Origin of the sequence: Mangrovimonas sp. DI 80 (assembly GCF_001975575.1) — a bacterium.
Lineage (GTDB): Bacteria > Bacteroidota > Bacteroidia > Flavobacteriales > Flavobacteriaceae > Mangrovimonas_A > Mangrovimonas_A xylaniphaga.
Genome location: NZ_MSDT01000002.1, coordinates 983,950 through 998,827 on the forward strand (window position 1 = coordinate 983,950; position 14,878 = coordinate 998,827).

14 protein-coding genes and 1 tRNA gene are annotated in these 14,878 nt (G+C 40.0%); 6 read left to right on the forward strand and 9 right to left on the reverse strand.

Annotated features, from left to right (window positions below):
• Positions 1 to 20 precede the first annotated feature (20 nt).
• The 4 genes from BKM32_RS04950 (at position 21) to BKM32_RS04965 (ending at position 4,598) form a co-directional block, all read left to right on the forward strand.
• Entirely contained in the window at positions 21 to 443 is a 423-nt protein-coding gene (locus BKM32_RS04950) for an OsmC family protein (protein WP_053976719.1), read from the forward strand.
• A gap of 1 nt (position 444) precedes the next feature.
• Positions 445 to 2,148 carry a single-stranded-DNA-specific exonuclease RecJ gene (gene recJ, locus BKM32_RS04955; protein WP_076662789.1) on the forward strand — a complete coding sequence of 568 codons (1,704 nt, stop codon included), beginning with the start codon at positions 445 to 447 and terminating at the stop codon, positions 2,146 to 2,148.
• A 29-nt stretch (positions 2,149 to 2,177) separates the two neighbouring features.
• Positions 2,178 to 3,257, forward strand: coding sequence for an OmpA family protein (locus BKM32_RS04960; protein WP_076662790.1), 1,080 nt, complete (start codon positions 2,178 to 2,180; stop codon positions 3,255 to 3,257).
• A 69-nt stretch (positions 3,258 to 3,326) separates the two neighbouring features.
• The gene (locus BKM32_RS04965) at positions 3,327 to 4,598 is read left to right on the forward strand and encodes an MFS transporter (RefSeq protein ID WP_076662791.1); all 1,272 of its coding nucleotides are present in this window, start codon (positions 3,327 to 3,329) and stop codon (positions 4,596 to 4,598) included.
• Here BKM32_RS04965 and BKM32_RS04970 read toward each other — a convergent pair.
• Genes BKM32_RS04970 through BKM32_RS04980 form a run of 3 tightly spaced genes read right to left on the reverse strand, consistent with a single transcriptional unit; the run spans position 4,595 to position 6,270 of the window.
• Entirely contained in the window at positions 4,595 to 5,347 is a 753-nt protein-coding gene (locus tag BKM32_RS04970; protein ID WP_076662792.1) for a UDP-2,3-diacylglucosamine diphosphatase, read from the reverse strand. The two genes, BKM32_RS04965 and BKM32_RS04970, sit on opposite strands and share 4 nt — an antisense overlap.
• Positions 5,344 to 5,784 (reverse strand): DinB family protein, encoded by a 441-nt coding sequence (locus BKM32_RS04975; RefSeq protein WP_076662793.1) that lies wholly within the window; start codon positions 5,782 to 5,784, stop codon positions 5,344 to 5,346. The genes BKM32_RS04970 and BKM32_RS04975 overlap by 4 nt, the downstream gene beginning before the upstream one ends.
• A 33-nt stretch (positions 5,785 to 5,817) precedes the next feature.
• Positions 5,818 to 6,270, reverse strand: a complete 453-nt coding sequence (locus BKM32_RS04980; protein WP_053976724.1) for a 6-carboxytetrahydropterin synthase — start codon at positions 6,268 to 6,270, stop codon at positions 5,818 to 5,820.
• Positions 6,271 to 6,361: 91 nt separating this feature from the next.
• Here BKM32_RS04980 and BKM32_RS04985 point away from each other — a divergent pair, with 91 nt between their 5' ends.
• Positions 6,362 to 7,003, forward strand: a complete 642-nt coding sequence (locus BKM32_RS04985; protein WP_076662794.1) for a 2OG-Fe(II) oxygenase — start codon at positions 6,362 to 6,364, stop codon at positions 7,001 to 7,003.
• Between the two features lie 109 nt (positions 7,004 to 7,112).
• Here the strand turns inward: BKM32_RS04985 and BKM32_RS16460 are convergent, their stop codons facing one another.
• From BKM32_RS16460 to BKM32_RS04995, 3 genes are read right to left on the reverse strand one after another with little or no spacing between them, the layout of a single operon-like run.
• Complete coding sequence (locus BKM32_RS16460; RefSeq protein ID WP_157514512.1) at positions 7,113 to 7,274, reverse strand: hypothetical protein; 162 nt, start codon at positions 7,272 to 7,274, stop codon at positions 7,113 to 7,115.
• A gap of 26 nt (positions 7,275 to 7,300) precedes the next feature.
• The gene (locus BKM32_RS04990) at positions 7,301 to 8,635 is read right to left on the reverse strand and encodes an MATE family efflux transporter (protein ID WP_076662795.1); all 1,335 of its coding nucleotides are present in this window, start codon (positions 8,633 to 8,635) and stop codon (positions 7,301 to 7,303) included.
• Complete coding sequence (locus tag BKM32_RS04995; RefSeq protein ID WP_076662796.1) at positions 8,632 to 9,132, reverse strand: GNAT family N-acetyltransferase; 501 nt, start codon at positions 9,130 to 9,132, stop codon at positions 8,632 to 8,634. Before BKM32_RS04995 ends, BKM32_RS04990 begins: the two co-directional genes overlap by 4 nt.
• 103 nt (positions 9,133 to 9,235) lie before the next feature.
• On the opposite strand from BKM32_RS04995, the gene BKM32_RS05000 reads away from it, so the two are divergent.
• Positions 9,236 to 9,309: transfer RNA gene (locus tag BKM32_RS05000), tRNA-Ala, on the forward strand.
• Positions 9,310 to 9,359: 50 nt separating this feature from the next.
• Here BKM32_RS05000 and BKM32_RS05005 read toward each other — a convergent pair.
• The 3 genes from BKM32_RS05005 to kbl all read right to left on the reverse strand — a co-directional run bounded on the left by BKM32_RS05005 (position 9,360) and on the right by kbl (position 14,855).
• Positions 9,360 to 12,122, reverse strand: a complete 2,763-nt coding sequence (locus BKM32_RS05005; RefSeq protein ID WP_076662797.1) for a PD-(D/E)XK nuclease family protein — start codon at positions 12,120 to 12,122, stop codon at positions 9,360 to 9,362.
• A gap of 71 nt (positions 12,123 to 12,193) precedes the next feature.
• Entirely contained in the window at positions 12,194 to 13,540 is a 1,347-nt protein-coding gene (locus BKM32_RS05010; protein WP_076662798.1) for an OmpA family protein, read from the reverse strand.
• A 121-nt stretch (positions 13,541 to 13,661) separates the two neighbouring features.
• Positions 13,662 to 14,855 carry a glycine C-acetyltransferase gene (kbl, locus tag BKM32_RS05015; protein WP_076662799.1) on the reverse strand — a complete coding sequence of 398 codons (1,194 nt, stop codon included), beginning with the start codon at positions 14,853 to 14,855 and terminating at the stop codon, positions 13,662 to 13,664.
• Positions 14,856 to 14,878: the final 23 nt, after the last annotated feature.

Genomic DNA, 14,878 nt, shown 5'->3' on the forward strand with positions numbered 1-14,878 from the left:
TAACGAAAAAATCACAAACGATGACACATAAAGTTGTAACGCACTGGAAAGGGAACTCTCAATTTGAATCGGATAACCCAAGCGGAAAGACCCTGTTTATGGACACTTCAGAAGAACACGGGGGGCACAATTCAGGCCTAAGGCCTAAGGCCATGATGTTGTCGTCTTTGGCAGGATGTTCCGGTTTGGATGTGGTGTCCATTTTGGACAAAATGAAGGTGCAGGTATCCGATTTCAGAATAGATACCTTTGGTGAGCTTACTGAGGAGCACCCAAAAATCTACCATACCGTTAATGTGGAATACCATTTTTACGGCGAGAACCTTAATGAAGACAAAATAAAAAAGGCGGTAGATTTATCTGTGGAAAAATATTGTGGCGTTATGGAAATGTTTAGGAAATTTGCAACTGTAAATACTTCTATTCATTATCACAACAAATAACATGCGTTGGACGCTTAAGCCAAAACCACCAAAGGAACAGATTACTGCCTTAAAAGAAGCTCTTCAGGTAGATGATATTGTGGCAACCTTGTTGCTGCAACGTAATATTGAAAGCTTTGAAGAAGCCAAGGATTTCTTTAGACCTTCTTTTGCACATCTGCACGATCCCTATCTCATGAAGGATATGGACAAGGCGGTGGCAAGGATTGAGCGGGCACTTTCACAGGGCGAAAATATTTTGGTGTTAGGCGATTATGACGTAGACGGAACTACCTCGGTGGCCCTGATGTCGTCTTACCTAAAAACCAGAACCGATAGAGTGGCTACCTATATTCCTGATCGTTATGACGAAGGTTATGGAATATCCTATAAGGGCATTGACTTTGCCGATGATAATGACTTCTCCCTTATTGTGGCGTTGGACTGTGGTATCAAGGCCATCGATAAGGTAGCCTATGCTAAAGAAAAAGGCATCGATTTTGTTATCTGCGACCACCATAGACCGGGGAGCGAAGTGCCCCAAGCGGTAGCTGTGTTGGACCCCAAACAGGAAGACTGCCAGTATCCTTACAAGGAACTGTGCGGTTGTGGGGTAGGCTTTAAGTTGATTCAGGCCTTATCGGCCAATGATGGCAAAACTATAGATGACCTTACGGAATATCTGGACTTGGTGGCAACGGCCATTGGAGCGGATATTGTTCCCATTACTGGAGAAAACCGAGTGCTGGCCTATTTTGGGATGCAGGTTATCAATGCGCAACCAAGACCCGGCTTTCAGGCCATCATCAACCAAGTAAAGAAAAGCAACCTGAGCATTACCGATGTGGTGTTTATTATTGCCCCACGTATCAATGCGGCAGGACGTATGAAACACGGGAACCATGCGGTGACGCTTCTTACAGAAACAAACCCTGCCCTTGCGGAACAATATGCCAGCGAAATTGAAACTTTTAACAGCGATCGACGTGAAGCCGACCAACAAATTACGGTGGAAGCTCTGGAACAGATTGTGCAGTTGCAGGAGCAGGAACGCTACACCTCGGTGGTATACCAAGAACATTGGCACAAAGGTGTGATAGGCATTGTGGCTTCCCGATTGATAGAAACCTATTACCGCCCTACGCTGGTATTTACCAAAAGCGGTGATAAGTTGGCAGCTTCGGCACGCTCTGTAAGTGGCTTTGATGTATACAATGCCCTAGAGGCCTGTAGCGAGCATATAGAGCAGTTTGGAGGGCATAAATATGCGGCAGGACTGACCTTGAAGGAAGAAAATTATGAGGCCTTTAAACAGGCTTTTGAAGATGTGGTGTCGCAAACCATAGACAAGACCCTGTTAACTCCTGAGATAAAAATTGATACCAAGATTGAATTGCACGAAGTGAATGCCAAACTATGGCGTATCATGAAGCAGTTCGCACCTTTTGGACCGGGCAATATGTCTCCCATTTTTATGACCGAAGACCTTGTAGATACCGGCTACGGAAAATGTGTGGGCGAAGACGATAAGCATTTGCGTGTTTTGGTGGGCCAACCGCATAATCCGCAGGCTAACGGCAACACCCTTGTGGGGATTGGCTTTGGTCTTGGTGATAAGTTTCCTTTAATTCAGGATAAGCAAGCTTTTAAGGCCGTGTATTCCATAGACGAAAACCATTGGAATGGTACGGTGTCCTTACAGATGAAGTTGCGGGATATTAAATAATATTCCTACAAATTATACGTTAGGGTTGTATGAAAAAACTCTCTATCGTTTTGTTTGGCTTGTCGCTACAATGGCTTTGTGCCCAGAATCTTGTGTTGAATCCTAGTTTTGAAACCCATAAGTCTTGCCCGCCTGATATTGGACATTTTTCTAAGTATTGGGTCATGGATTGGTCAAGACCTTCAGCAGGTAGCTCGGACTATTTCCATAAGTGTAGCAAATATATCGGCTTCAATAATTTCAATGGCCAGCAAAATGCCAAAACAGGAGATGCCTATGCAGGTATTTATGCTTACTCTCCTGGAAACTACAGGGAATATATTCAAGGAACTTTGAAAGAACCTTTACAGAAAGGCGTAACATACAGAATCTCTTTTTATGTGAGTTTAGCGGAGAAGTCTACCTATGCAATTAATGATTTTGGGGTGTTGTTTATGCCAATGCCTTTGTGGGATCCAGATGAAAAGGTTATAAACATTAGGCAATTATCCAAACAGGCTGTAGACAGTGACTTTATTGAAATCCGGAATGAGGCAGCTCTAAGCGATAAAGAACATTGGGTGGAACTATCGGTAGAATACGAAGCTCTTGGCTTTGAAAAGTATTTCACTATCGGCAATTTTTATGGAAATTGGAGTATACGCAAGCAAGAAGTGTCCGAGGAATATCATGAAGCCTTTGCCTATTATTACATTGACGATGTTTCCATAAGCTCTAAAGAAACTGATACTCCTAGAATAGAGGAGATATCAGTATTTAAAGAAGATGAGGTGTACGTTTGTAAAAATGTAAACTTCGAATTTGACAAATGGGAGCTTTTAACGGAATCTACCTCTGAGATAGAAGAACTGTTTGAATATTTAACTACACATCCTGAGTTGGCAGTTGAAATCTTTGGGCATACAGATGCCCAAGGCGGCAAGGAGCACAATCAATTACTTTCAGAAAACAGGGCCAAAGCTGTAGCGGATTATTTGGTAACCTTAGGATTGGATCCGTCCAAAGTCGAACATAAGGGGTTTGGTTCTAATAGACCTCTTATTGAGGAAGATACTGAGCAGGCCCACTTACAAAACAGGCGCGTGGAATTTAAGTTGGTAAAGATTTAAATTTTCTTCTAGTATATGCGGTCGTAACATTTCTCGTTGTATTTTTGATACTTCAAATTCCATCAACTTATGGCAAAAAACGACCCTTATGCGGCCTTGAGATATAAAGAGTTCAACACTTTTTTAATAGTGCGTTTTGCACTGGTATTTGCCTGGTCTATGCAGTTTATCGTGATAGAGTGGCAGGTATACAGTATCACAAAAGACCCCTTGTCCTTGGGGATTATTGGCTTGATGGAGATCATTCCGGCACTTTCAATGGCACTGTTTGCAGGGCATATTACAGATCAAAGAGAAAAACGGAATCTTTTGGCCCTTTGTATTGCAGCTTTTTCTTTGATTAGTTTAGGCTTGTTCCTATTGACTTGGGATGTGGTAGTTGCCGATTGGTCTACAAGAAGTATCTTGTATGGTATTTATTCCTTGGTATTTTTTGGAGGGATAGTAAGATCCTTTTTTGGGCCAACTATCTTTTCGTTGGTAGCCTTGATCGTGCCTAAAAAGATTTACCCTAATGCAGCGACTTGGAGTAGCTCTACTTGGCAAATGGCCAGTGTTTTGGGACCTGCAACGGCGGGAATTCTTATCAGTATCATAGGCGTGCATTGGACTTTGTGTTTTGTATTTGGATTGGCGATGTTGGCCTTGATAGTATTATTTCAAATAAAGAAAAAACCTGTTTTGAACCCTAAAATTGGGGAGCCTGTACTCCAGAGTTTGAAGGAAGGCGTACGCTTTGTATTTAAAACCAAGGCTATTTTAGGAGCCTTAACGTTGGACATGGTGGCCGTATTGTTTGGAGGCGCGATTGCCCTTTTGCCTGTATTTGCCCAAGATATTTTAAAAGTAGGTAGTGAAGGGTTTGGAGTGCTAAGAGCGGCTCCTGCCGTAGGAGCCTTTTTAACCATGTTGACCACGGCCTATATTCCTATCAGTAGAAAAGCCGGGATGAAGCTATTGGGGGCAGTATTTGGCTTTGGAATATGTATTATTGTGTTTGGGCTGTCCTCCATCTTTTGGGTCTCGGTAGTGGCGCTGTTCTTTAGTGGTGTGACCGATGGGGTATCCATGGTGATTAGACAAACCATTCTTCAAATCAAGACACCAGACAATATGCGCGGACGGGTGTCGTCGGTAAACTCAATGTTCGTAGGATCTTCCAACGAGTTAGGTGCTTTTGAAAGTGGATTGACCGCCAAATTGATGGGAACTGTTACCGCTGTAGTGTTTGGTGGTACGATGACTTTGATCACTGTAATAACTACGGGATTGGTATCACCTACGTTTAGAAAATTGGATCTTACCAAAGATTTGGAAGAACACCAGAAGGAAGAGCACTAATAGGTTTTTAAGTGCATTTCCTTACCATCAAATATGCCGTAGGTATAATAGTTGATCCAATCACCTAGGTTGATGTACTTAGCGTTGTTGCCTAAGTCTATTTCCATTGGTAAATGACGGTGTCCAAATACGAAATAGTCCCGATGTTTGTCTTCCAATTTTCGTTTGGAATATTGTACCAGCCACTCCTTGTCTTCTCCTAAAAAGGCAGCATCTTCATCACCAGAGATGAGTTTGTTTTTCACAGAAAGGTATTGGGCCAATTTTACACCTAAATCTGGGTGTAACCAACGGAACAGCCACTTGCTAAAAGGATTGGTAAACACTTTTTTCATGCGTTTGTACCCCTTGTCCCCCGGGCCTAGACCATCGCCATGACCTATGAAAAACGTCGTGTCGTTGAAGATGAATTCTTGGGGTTCATGGTATACTGGAATGTTGAGTTCTTCTTCAAAATAACCATCCATCCAAAGGTCGTGGTTGCCTACAAAGAAGTAAATAGGAATCCCAGAATCGCTGATTTCGGCCAATTTGCCCAAAATTCTTGTAAAGCCTTTTGGAACAACGGTTTTATATTCAAACCAAAAGTCGAAAAGATCGCCAATTAAAAAGATGGCGGCAGCATCCTGCTTGATTTCGTCTAGCCAAGCTACAAATTTCTGTTCTCTTGGGCGTGAGGCTTCTTTTGTAGGGGCTCCCAAATGGTTGTCGGAAGCAAAGTATATGTTTTTTCCTTGGGGGATGTTCATCGTTTGTAAAAAATATAGTCGGTTACAGGAGGTGTGATTCCGTACTTTCTAAGATCGGAAATCAACTGCCCCTTGTGGTGGGTATGGTGGTTGGAAATATGGAACAAAATGTCCTGTACCGAATTCTCATACGGTTCTCCTTTGGAGTTGAGGTAGACTATGGGCTCTCCAAACTCATAGGTATCAATTATCTTAAGGGTGGTCCTATAATTAATGGTATCTATGATTTTAAAGTTTTCCAAAGGGTGTAGTTGGTTTACCTCAAAAGGGGTGGTTTCCAAAATACGTGAATTCCATATTTGGTGGGCATTTAAACAATGCGAAAACATGGCAGGGGTACGCTCTGAAACCTGTTGGTGATACTTTAAGAATACCTCTATCAACGTTTGGTTCATGTGATGATGGTACTCAAAAATGTCTTTAAAGAAATCCTCCATGTATGTTGGTGTTGTTTACTAAAGTTGGTGCTGTTAGTTATTGTCGCTCGCAAACCATTCGGCGTAGGACGAATCGGTTTCCTGTAGTTTAAGAGAATGGAGCTGTATGTTTTGGGGCAGCCTATTTTTTATTTTTTGCGCAAAGTCTATCACCATCATTTCACTGGTAGGTTGGTATTCTACCAAAAGTACGTTGTGCCCACGATCTTCCAATTCTTTGGCCAATTCTATGTGCGGGGTATTTTTGTTGAACACGGTGGCGTGGTCAAATACATCAACAATTTCTTCCTTTACAATCTTTTTCAGATCTCCAAAATCAATCACCATCCCAAACTTCACATTGGAAGTATCTGAAATAGGCTGTCCAATTACCGTTACCGAGAGTTTATAACTGTGTCCGTGTACATTTTTGCACTTCCCATCATAACCATAAAGTGCGTGTCCTGTTTCGAAAGAAAATTGCTTCGTAATTCGAATGTTGCTCATAGTCAAAATATTTCATTGCAAAGGTATTGAATTTGTAAAAGCAAATGGTTTTTAGATTACATTTGCGCACTTTTTTTAGATCTATGAAACTATGAGTGTGCTCTTTGAGCAATTGGATTTTGTTGAAAACCCGCTATATGAGAACGTTATAGCGGATATTTTAACGCAGAAGTACAGTGTTGTTGAACAATTCTTTACTGCTGAAGAGGTCGCCGCTTTGCGCGATTCTTTAATGGAAAAGCACCAATTGGATGCTTTTAAAAAAGCGGCTATTGGCAACCGTGTGAATGAAACCATAGAAAAGTCCATTCGAGGCGATGTGATTCTTTGGATTGATGAGGTAAATGCCAATGCTACAGAGCAATTGTTTTTTGATAAGATCAATCATTTGGTAGGCTATCTTAACAAGACCTGCTTTATGGGAATCTTACAAAAGGAATTCCATTATGCTTTATATCCGAAGGGGACTTTTTACAAACGACATTTGGATACGTTCCAAAATGACGATCGTCGTAAACTGTCTTTTGTTTGCTATTTGAATGACGAAGATTGGCAACCAGAAAATGGAGGCGAGTTGGTATTATACCTTGATGAAAATGGTGTGGAACAGGAGAAAGTGATTTATCCGTTTCCTGGGCGCGTGGTGATTTTTGAAAGCCAGGTGATAGAGCATGAGGTAAAACCTGTGGATACCCAAAGATTGAGTATTACAGGTTGGTTAAAGACGCGTTAATCTTAGCGTCTTTTGTTGCGGTTGTAGATGTAAATCACAATCAATACAATGGCTAGGATTAAAAACAAGCCGTTACCGCTTAAAAAGTTTAGGAAATTCATAGTACTGTTTAGTTTTGTTTGTTTTTGTTATATCTAAAAATGAGATAAGCAATGGCCACCAATATGACAAACGGTAACAAGGAACCAATAAACACACCAATTTCATATCCTGAATCTGGAGCATTTTTGATTTTCTCTTCTATGTCAACTTGTAGAATGGTTAATAACATGGCTCAAATTTGCTTAATGGCCAAAGTTAACTGTTTTTGGAAAGGGGCATAAACATTTTTCTAAATTTTATGATTAATGGAATGCCTCTGGCAATGATCCAAAGGGTCAATGCTATAAAGATACCGTAGAGTTGATAGTGGAAATGATCAAGTGTGAAAAGGATAGGCACAAACACCAGAAATGTAGCAAATAGCAAAAGGTTTCTTAAATAGACCATTTCACCCAAACCTTTGAACATCCCGTCAAAAATAAAGGCCAAGGCACAAATGGGTTGCATGGCTAAGACCATCCAAAATATGTTGTAGAATTCAGTCAGTACCAATTCATCTTGAGTAAAAATCCTTCCGATAGGATGGTAAAGAAGTGCGCCAATACTCGCCATGACGATACCGACAAGTATGCCACAAACAATGAGTTTGTTGCTAAGCTGTATGAGCTGTGTATACTGTTTGCCTCCCAAAAGTTTCCCCGATAGAATATTGCCTGCACTAGCATAGCCATCAATTAAGAAGGCGCCTAAAAACCAAAGGTTAATGGCAATGGTGTAGGCCGCAATGTAGTTGGCGCCATAACTTGTGGCAAAGGAACTGGCAAAATATAAGGTTACATTTAAGGCAATGGTTCTCACAAATAAGTTGATGACCATTACCATAAACGTTTTGATTTCTTTATTGAAAGGAAGCCTTGCCCGTAAAGGAATGGCGGTCTTTTTGTGAAGGTATATGGCTGAAATAATAGCCATGAGCAATTGCGCCAATACACTGGCGTAGGCCGCTCCTTTAATATGCATGGCGGGAATAAAACCTTCTACGCCGTATACAAAAGCGATATCCAAAACAATATTGGAAACGGCTCCCACGATGGCAATAATCATTGGATAATAGGTGTTCTGAAGTCCTCTAAAGGCTCCAAAAACTCCAATTGTAAATAGTGTGAAGGGAAAACCGAAAATGCGAATTCTATAATAGTCTACACAATATTGTAAAATCAAATCGCTAGCGTTGTACAATTTGAAAATGTAATTGGCAAAAGGATAAGTAGCAGCAATTATCAACAGGCTTATGGACGTAATGATCATAATTGCTTGAGCTGGCAAGGATTGTACTTCATTTAATTTTCCTGCTCCCAAATACTGAGAAATAATGGATGAAATGGCGCTGCGTGTTTGTCCAAACACCCAAATAAGCATGGATAGAAATGTGGTGACAATACCCACTGCTGCCAAGGATTCTGTTGGATGATGCTGAACATTGCCTACTATGGCCGTATCGGTTAGGGATAGGATAGGCTCGGAAATACCGGCAATGAGGGCAGGTATGGCTAATTTGTTGATATTTTTTAGGCTAATGGCGGTACTCACAATACTAGTTCGTAGCAATAAAAAGGATGCTCACTTTGGTTGGGAAAGTATATTGCCTCCAATTGTTTGTAGCCGCGAAGTTCGTAAAATTTTTGGTTTCTTGTGTTTTGTGAGAAGGTATCCAAGCGAATGGATTTGAACGAATTGGTTCTGGCATACTGTTCAACATTATCCATAAGTTGTTGGGCAATGCCCTGTCCTTGATAATTTGGGTGTACAGCTAATCTGTGGATATATAGGTTATTTTCATTCTTGGTAAGCCATGTTACACTATTGTAAACGTCGTCCTTGTGAGTACTTCTTACTATGCAAGCGAGGATGTTATTTTGGCTTTGAAATACCAAAAGTTCTTCTCGATCAATGTCGTTCTTAAAAGTAGCTCTGTTGGGGTAGTGGTCGTTCCATTGAAAAATGCCATTGGCACACATATGCTTAGCACAGGCCGATGACATGGAAACAACAGCGTCCAAATCTTCTATGGTAGCTTTTCTAATCAACAGCTGAATTTTTTAGATATAAATTTAATTTTTTGGCTTTGAAATTAAATAATATTTCGTTTTTTTGCAGTCTCATCACAGCTATGTTATGAGAGACAGTTGAGGGGCATTAGCTCAGCTGGCTAGAGCGCTACGCTGGCAGCGTAGAGGTCATCGGTTCGACTCCGATATGCTCCACTTTACGAAAACGCAATCTTTTAAGTTTTAATTGATTGCGTTTTTTGTTTTTATACCTCCTTTTCTATAAAATCAATATCAGGATTGCAGATTTCTAAAATCAAGTTTTTTAGGACTTCAGAGAAATTTTCCAATGTTTCTGAAGTAATCAATTGGTCCTTCTTTGCATAAGCACCAGGTTTGTCCTTTTTGGCGAACTTTAAAAAGCCTGCGTTTAGGTTTTTAAAGGAAATGATACCTGCTTCTAGATTTTCTGTTTTCATTTCGGGAACACTGTCCATCATAAGGGCATAGGTGAGTACCTGAAAGCTCTTGCTGTATTTGTCATAATCTGTGGTTAAATCTTCCCATTCCACCACTTCTACTTTACTTTGGTCGACCTTGCCACTTTTGTAGTCGATGATTCTTGTAATACCATTGTATTGATCAATACGGTCTACTTTTCCCGTTAGATATACTGGAAAATCAAGTTCTGAGATCTCCAATAAGGCTCTGAATCCTTTTTCAAGGGCGATAATTTTTATTTCATTGCCTAGCCTTAATTCGTTTAGTTCTAAATTTATGGTGTTCCACACATAGCGTTTCGCCACCTCAAAAATAATAAGGTTTTTACCTGTTGATATATCACCTTCCTTATAGGTCTCCTTGAAGTGCTTTTTTACCCATGTATCTATTTTGGGCTTCATGCCTTCAAGATCTTCAGGTTTTAAGAACTCCCCAATATGTGGTTTGTATAGACCCTCAAGAGTATTATGGATCACGGTCCCTAGGGTATTGGCAGCAATTGATTCTTCTACATCTTCATAGGTTTTAACGCCTAGAATCTTTTGGGTATAGAAATCCATGGGGTTTCTAATGTAATTGGTCAAGGAGGAAGGAGAGAAGCCCGCATTGGACAAGCGCTTGATTTGCTCTAGGACAGCATCCGTTTTCTTAATAGTTTTTAACTGTTTGGTAATCTTTGGAACTTTTGGTGTTACCACTTTATGCTGAATAGGATGTATACCCTCAATTTCCAATTGGGTGATAAATCTACTTTTTTCACCTGAATTAAGCGCATCTGTTTCCGTATTGTAGAGAATATGTGCATTGGTGGCACGCTGCAACAAGCGATAAAAGTGGTAGGTGTATACCGCATCTTTTTCCTTGTAGGTTGGTAACTTGTTTTCTAGTTTGACATCGTACGGGATAAAAGAGTTATGGCTCTTTCCTGCGGGAAGAATACCTTCGTTGACTGAGGCAATAATAAGTGATTCAAAATCCAAGGCACGGGTTTCCAGCATTCCCATAATTTGAAGGCCTTCAAGTGGCTCTCCTTGGAAATCCAACGTTTCAGTGCTTAGAAGTTCCTTGTAGAAACTATAAAGTGTTGCAATGGTTTTGATGTGTTTGTGCTGACTGTTCAGTAAGCTTAATTCATTAAACAGGGCATTGAAACGGTACAGATATTCCAAAGCCAACATGTTGGATGGTTTATCTTGATCCAAATATGATTTCAACAGGGAAATAAGCTTAAAACAGTTCTCTAAAGCCGTATTCGGATTGTCTTTCCAAGGACCAAATAGGAGGCTTAGAAGAGTTTGATATTCCCCTTGAAATAGAGTGGTAAGTTTGTCTAAGTTGAGGTAGATGATGTTGTTTTCTTCAATTGTTGAAATGACATTGGCTACCTTGATTTTTGCATTATTTAGTAATGGTCGTACAAATTGATTTGACAATACTGCCAGTGCATCTTTGTAATAGAAATTGTCACCACCTTTAATGTGGAGCTTTAAAAGCTGATCGAACAAGGCTACCAGTGGGACACTTTTTAATGGAAGTCCCATAGTGATATTAACGGCCCCTATGCTTTTTGGAATGGAATTGAGCAAAGGGAGCAGTAGTTCCTCATTTCCCAGTACAATGGCTGTTTTTTTTAAGCTTTCGCTGTCGAGTTGCAAAAGTAGCTCACCTATATATTTTATTTGACTCACATTTTTTGGAACTCCGGTGACCTTTATGTTTTTTGGTTTGGTATAATGGTGATGAAGCCAATTGAAAGGATGTTGTTTTAAATAGGGCCAAGTAGCCTTGTGCTGTCTGATAAATAGCCCTGCATCATGTTCTGGATTTTTGATGAAAGTTTCATCAATATCCCAATAGATGTGTGCAAGTCCTTGCTTTAGCAATTCTTGAATAATGGTTTCCTCCGCCTTATTGAGAGCGTTAAAGCCCATGAAAATATATTTGTTATTGGGATGAGCAGAAGTAAACTGTTCGAGGTTATCTACAGCTTTTCTGTATACTAAACCCTGGTAGCCCTTATTTTGCTCCAATAGTTGGGTTTGAAGGGTGTTGTAATAATGTTTGAGTTGGTTCCAGAACAACAAATAATTCTTGACAAAAGTTGAAGGGTTTTCATCTAATGACCAATGGTGATGTTCAATTTCTTTTATGGCCGATAAATAATCAAAAATCTTAGCAGGTGGAATAAGATAGCGATCTATTTCATTGAAATCTTGAATGAGCATTTGTGCCCATTTAGAGACTTCGTCAAATGACTCTTGGTTTTCCTTGTCTGTCAGTTTTAGATAGACTTCGTAAAACTCAAAAATTAACTCGGTATTGGTGATGTACTGGAGATCTGATAGAGTTTCTACAAATTCTTCTATAGAAACAATTTCGGGAGCGAAAAAAGTTTGAGTACTATGTTTTGAAAGCTGATGTTTCAAAAACACTCCGGCTCTTCTACTGGGTAATACAAAGGTTAACTGGGGTATGTTAAGGCCTTTATGGTTAAGGTCTGCTATAACGTCTTCAATAAAACTTGTCATAGCATAAAAATAAAAAACGCCCCGAATATCGGAGCGTTTTTACACTTATTATTTTTAAGGTTTAGAACCTCTTATTTTACTAAGTTAATTTCAACACGTCTGTTGTTAGCTCTACCAGCTTTAGTGTTGTTAGTGTCAATTGGTTGAGATTCACCAAATCCTCTAGAAGACAATCTGAATTCATCGATACCGTGATCAACTAAGTAGTCTTTTACAGAAAGAGCTCTAGCTTCAGATAACTTCATGTTTGAATCTTCGCGACCAACACTGTCAGTATGACCTTCTACGGTAAACTTAGCGTTAGGATACTCGTTCAAAATAGCAATGATATCGTTAAGAACTTTTTCAGACTCAGCCTTGATTGATGATTTGGCAGTGTCGAACAAGATTGTTTTAGCATAAGCATTCAATGCTTTTTGAACTTCTTCAGATACAACTGGACAACCATCGTTAGAGGCAGGACCAGCTAAGTCTGGACACTTATCATCTTTGTCTGCAACACCATCACCATCTCTATCTGGCCAAGGACAACCGTTGTTAGCAGCAGGACCAACTTCGTTTGGACAGTTATCATCTTTATCAGCAACACCGTCTCCATCAGCATCTGGACATCCGTTTAATTCTTTCAATCCTGGAACTGTTGGACAGTCGTCGTTTTTATCTGGCACACCGTCACCGTCAGAATCAGGACATCCGTTGAATTCAGCTAAACCAGCTTCGTTTGGACAATCGTCCTCGCTATCTTGGATTCCGTCACCGTCAGTGTCAGGACATCCGTTGAATGCTTCCAATCCAGGAACTTCTGGACAAGCATCATCTTTGTCATAGATTCCGTCACCATCAGTATCTTTACCGCCAAATTTGATAGCAATACCTACAGTGTGTTGGAAGTGTGTATCTAAATAATCTTCAAACGCGTGTTTGTAAGCAGATTGTACAGTTAATCCGATGTTTTCAGTAAACCATACGTTAAATCCTAAAGTTCCGTTTAAAGTACCAGCTCCAATTTCATCAACCCAAGTGTAACCACCACCAACTCCAATGAATGGGTTGAAAGTAGAATGTCTTAAGAAGCTGTAAGAGATAGTCCCGTCAAGACCATAGTAAGATAAATCATCAACTGAAAGGTCACCGAAGTTTTCAATTTGGTTGATAGATCCTGTAGCAGTGAATATAAATCCGCTACCCATGTATCTAGAAACGCTAAGGCTTGACAAGGATGGAAGAATGTTGTAGTGATCACCTACATTGAAATACTCGTCAAAGTAACCACCAAGAGGCGCATCTTCCCCAGTTGGATAAAAATCAACCATGTTTACGCCGATACCTACTGCCCAAGGATTGTCTTCATCTTGAGCATTAGCATTGAAGCCTAATAAAAGCAACGAAGCCAATAATAATCTGCTAAGATTTTTCATATTCTATAATTTAATTTTAAGTGTTAATGTAAACAAATGTAAGTTGTTAAAATTTATTAACAAAGACAAATATATAAAAATATTGCTTATTTGCTCTAAGATATAAGTGTTTGGACTAATTTTAAATTATCTCCAAGGCCTTTCCAACCTTTGTAAATGCAGCGATAGCTTTGTTCAAATGTTCTTGACTATGAGCTGCTGATAGTTGTACTCTGATACGTGCTTTGTCCTTTGGTACCACTGGGTAAAAGAAGCCTATAACGTAAATTCCTTCGTCTAAAAGCATCTTAGCCATGGTTTGGGATAACTTAGCATCATATAGCATTACGGGTACAATTGCAGAGTCTCCATCGATAATGTCAAAGCCTGCAGATTTCATTCCTTTTTTGAAATATTTGGTGTTCCAATCCAACTTATCTCTAAGTGAAGTGTCTGTGGAAAGCATCTCAAATACCTTAATAGAAGCTCCTACGATGGCTGGTGCCAATGAGTTGGAAAATAAATATGGTCTAGAGCGTTGACGTAATATTTCGATAACCTCTTTTTTTGCAGTTGTATAACCACCCATAGCGCCTCCTAAGGCTTTTCCAAGGGTTCCGGTAATAATGTCAATACGTCCCATAACACCTTTTTCTTCCAAGGTGCCTCTTCCGGTTTCTCCAATAAATCCAGCAGCGTGACATTCGTCAATCATTACTAAGGCATCGTATTTATCTGCCAAATCACAAATTTGGTCCAAAGGAGCAACGAGTCCATCCATGGAGAATACTCCATCCGTCACAATAATTTTGAAACGAGCGCCATTTTCATTGGCTGCGATCAACTGTTTCTCCAAATCGGCCATATCGTTATTTTGGTAACGATATCTTGCCGCTTTACACAAACGTACCCCATCAATAATGGAAGCGTGATTCAGTGAATCTGAGATAATGGCATCTTCAGCGCCTAATAATGGTTCAAAAACTCCTCCATTGGCATCGAAAGCTGCAGCGTAAAGGATGGTGTCTTCAGTGCCGTAGTATTCAGCAATTTTGGCTTCCAAGGTTTTGTGGATGTCCTGTGTTCCACAAATAAACCTCACGGATGACATTCCAAAGCCATGTGTGTCCATAGCGTCCTTGGCTGCTTGGATGACTTCTGGATGGTCTGATAGACCTAGATAGTTATTGGCGCAAAAATTTAAAACTGTTTGCCCCGTGTTTAAAGTAATTTCTGCATTTTGAGGTGAAGTAATGATGCGTTCTTCTTTAAATAATCCCGCATCTTTTATGTCTTGTAGTTCTTGCTGTAAGTGCTCCTTAATTTTTCCGTACATGATAATTTCAATTTACTGCAAAG

Coding starts and splice junctions, on each gene's coding strand:
- BKM32_RS04950 (WP_053976719.1), top strand. CDS start 21: ATGACACATAAAGTTGTAACGCACTGGAAAGGGAACTCTCAATTTGAA.
- recJ (WP_076662789.1), top strand. CDS start 445: ATGCGTTGGACGCTTAAGCCAAAACCACCAAAGGAACAGATTACTGCC.
- BKM32_RS04960 (WP_076662790.1), top strand. CDS start 2,178: ATGAAAAAACTCTCTATCGTTTTGTTTGGCTTGTCGCTACAATGGCTT.
- BKM32_RS04965 (WP_076662791.1), top strand. CDS start 3,327: ATGGCAAAAAACGACCCTTATGCGGCCTTGAGATATAAAGAGTTCAAC.
- BKM32_RS04970 (WP_076662792.1), bottom strand. CDS start 5,347: ATGAACATCCCCCAAGGAAAAAACATATACTTTGCTTCCGACAACCAT.
- BKM32_RS04975 (WP_076662793.1), bottom strand. CDS start 5,784: ATGGAGGATTTCTTTAAAGACATTTTTGAGTACCATCATCACATGAAC.
- BKM32_RS04980 (WP_053976724.1), bottom strand. CDS start 6,270: ATGAGCAACATTCGAATTACGAAGCAATTTTCTTTCGAAACAGGACAC.
- BKM32_RS04985 (WP_076662794.1), top strand. CDS start 6,362: ATGAGTGTGCTCTTTGAGCAATTGGATTTTGTTGAAAACCCGCTATAT.
- BKM32_RS16460 (WP_157514512.1), bottom strand. CDS start 7,274: ATGTTATTAACCATTCTACAAGTTGACATAGAAGAGAAAATCAAAAAT.
- BKM32_RS05005 (WP_076662797.1), bottom strand. CDS start 12,122: ATGACAAGTTTTATTGAAGACGTTATAGCAGACCTTAACCATAAAGGC.
- BKM32_RS05010 (WP_076662798.1), bottom strand. CDS start 13,540: ATGAAAAATCTTAGCAGATTATTATTGGCTTCGTTGCTTTTATTAGGC.
- kbl (WP_076662799.1), bottom strand. CDS start 14,855: ATGTACGGAAAAATTAAGGAGCACTTACAGCAAGAACTACAAGACATA.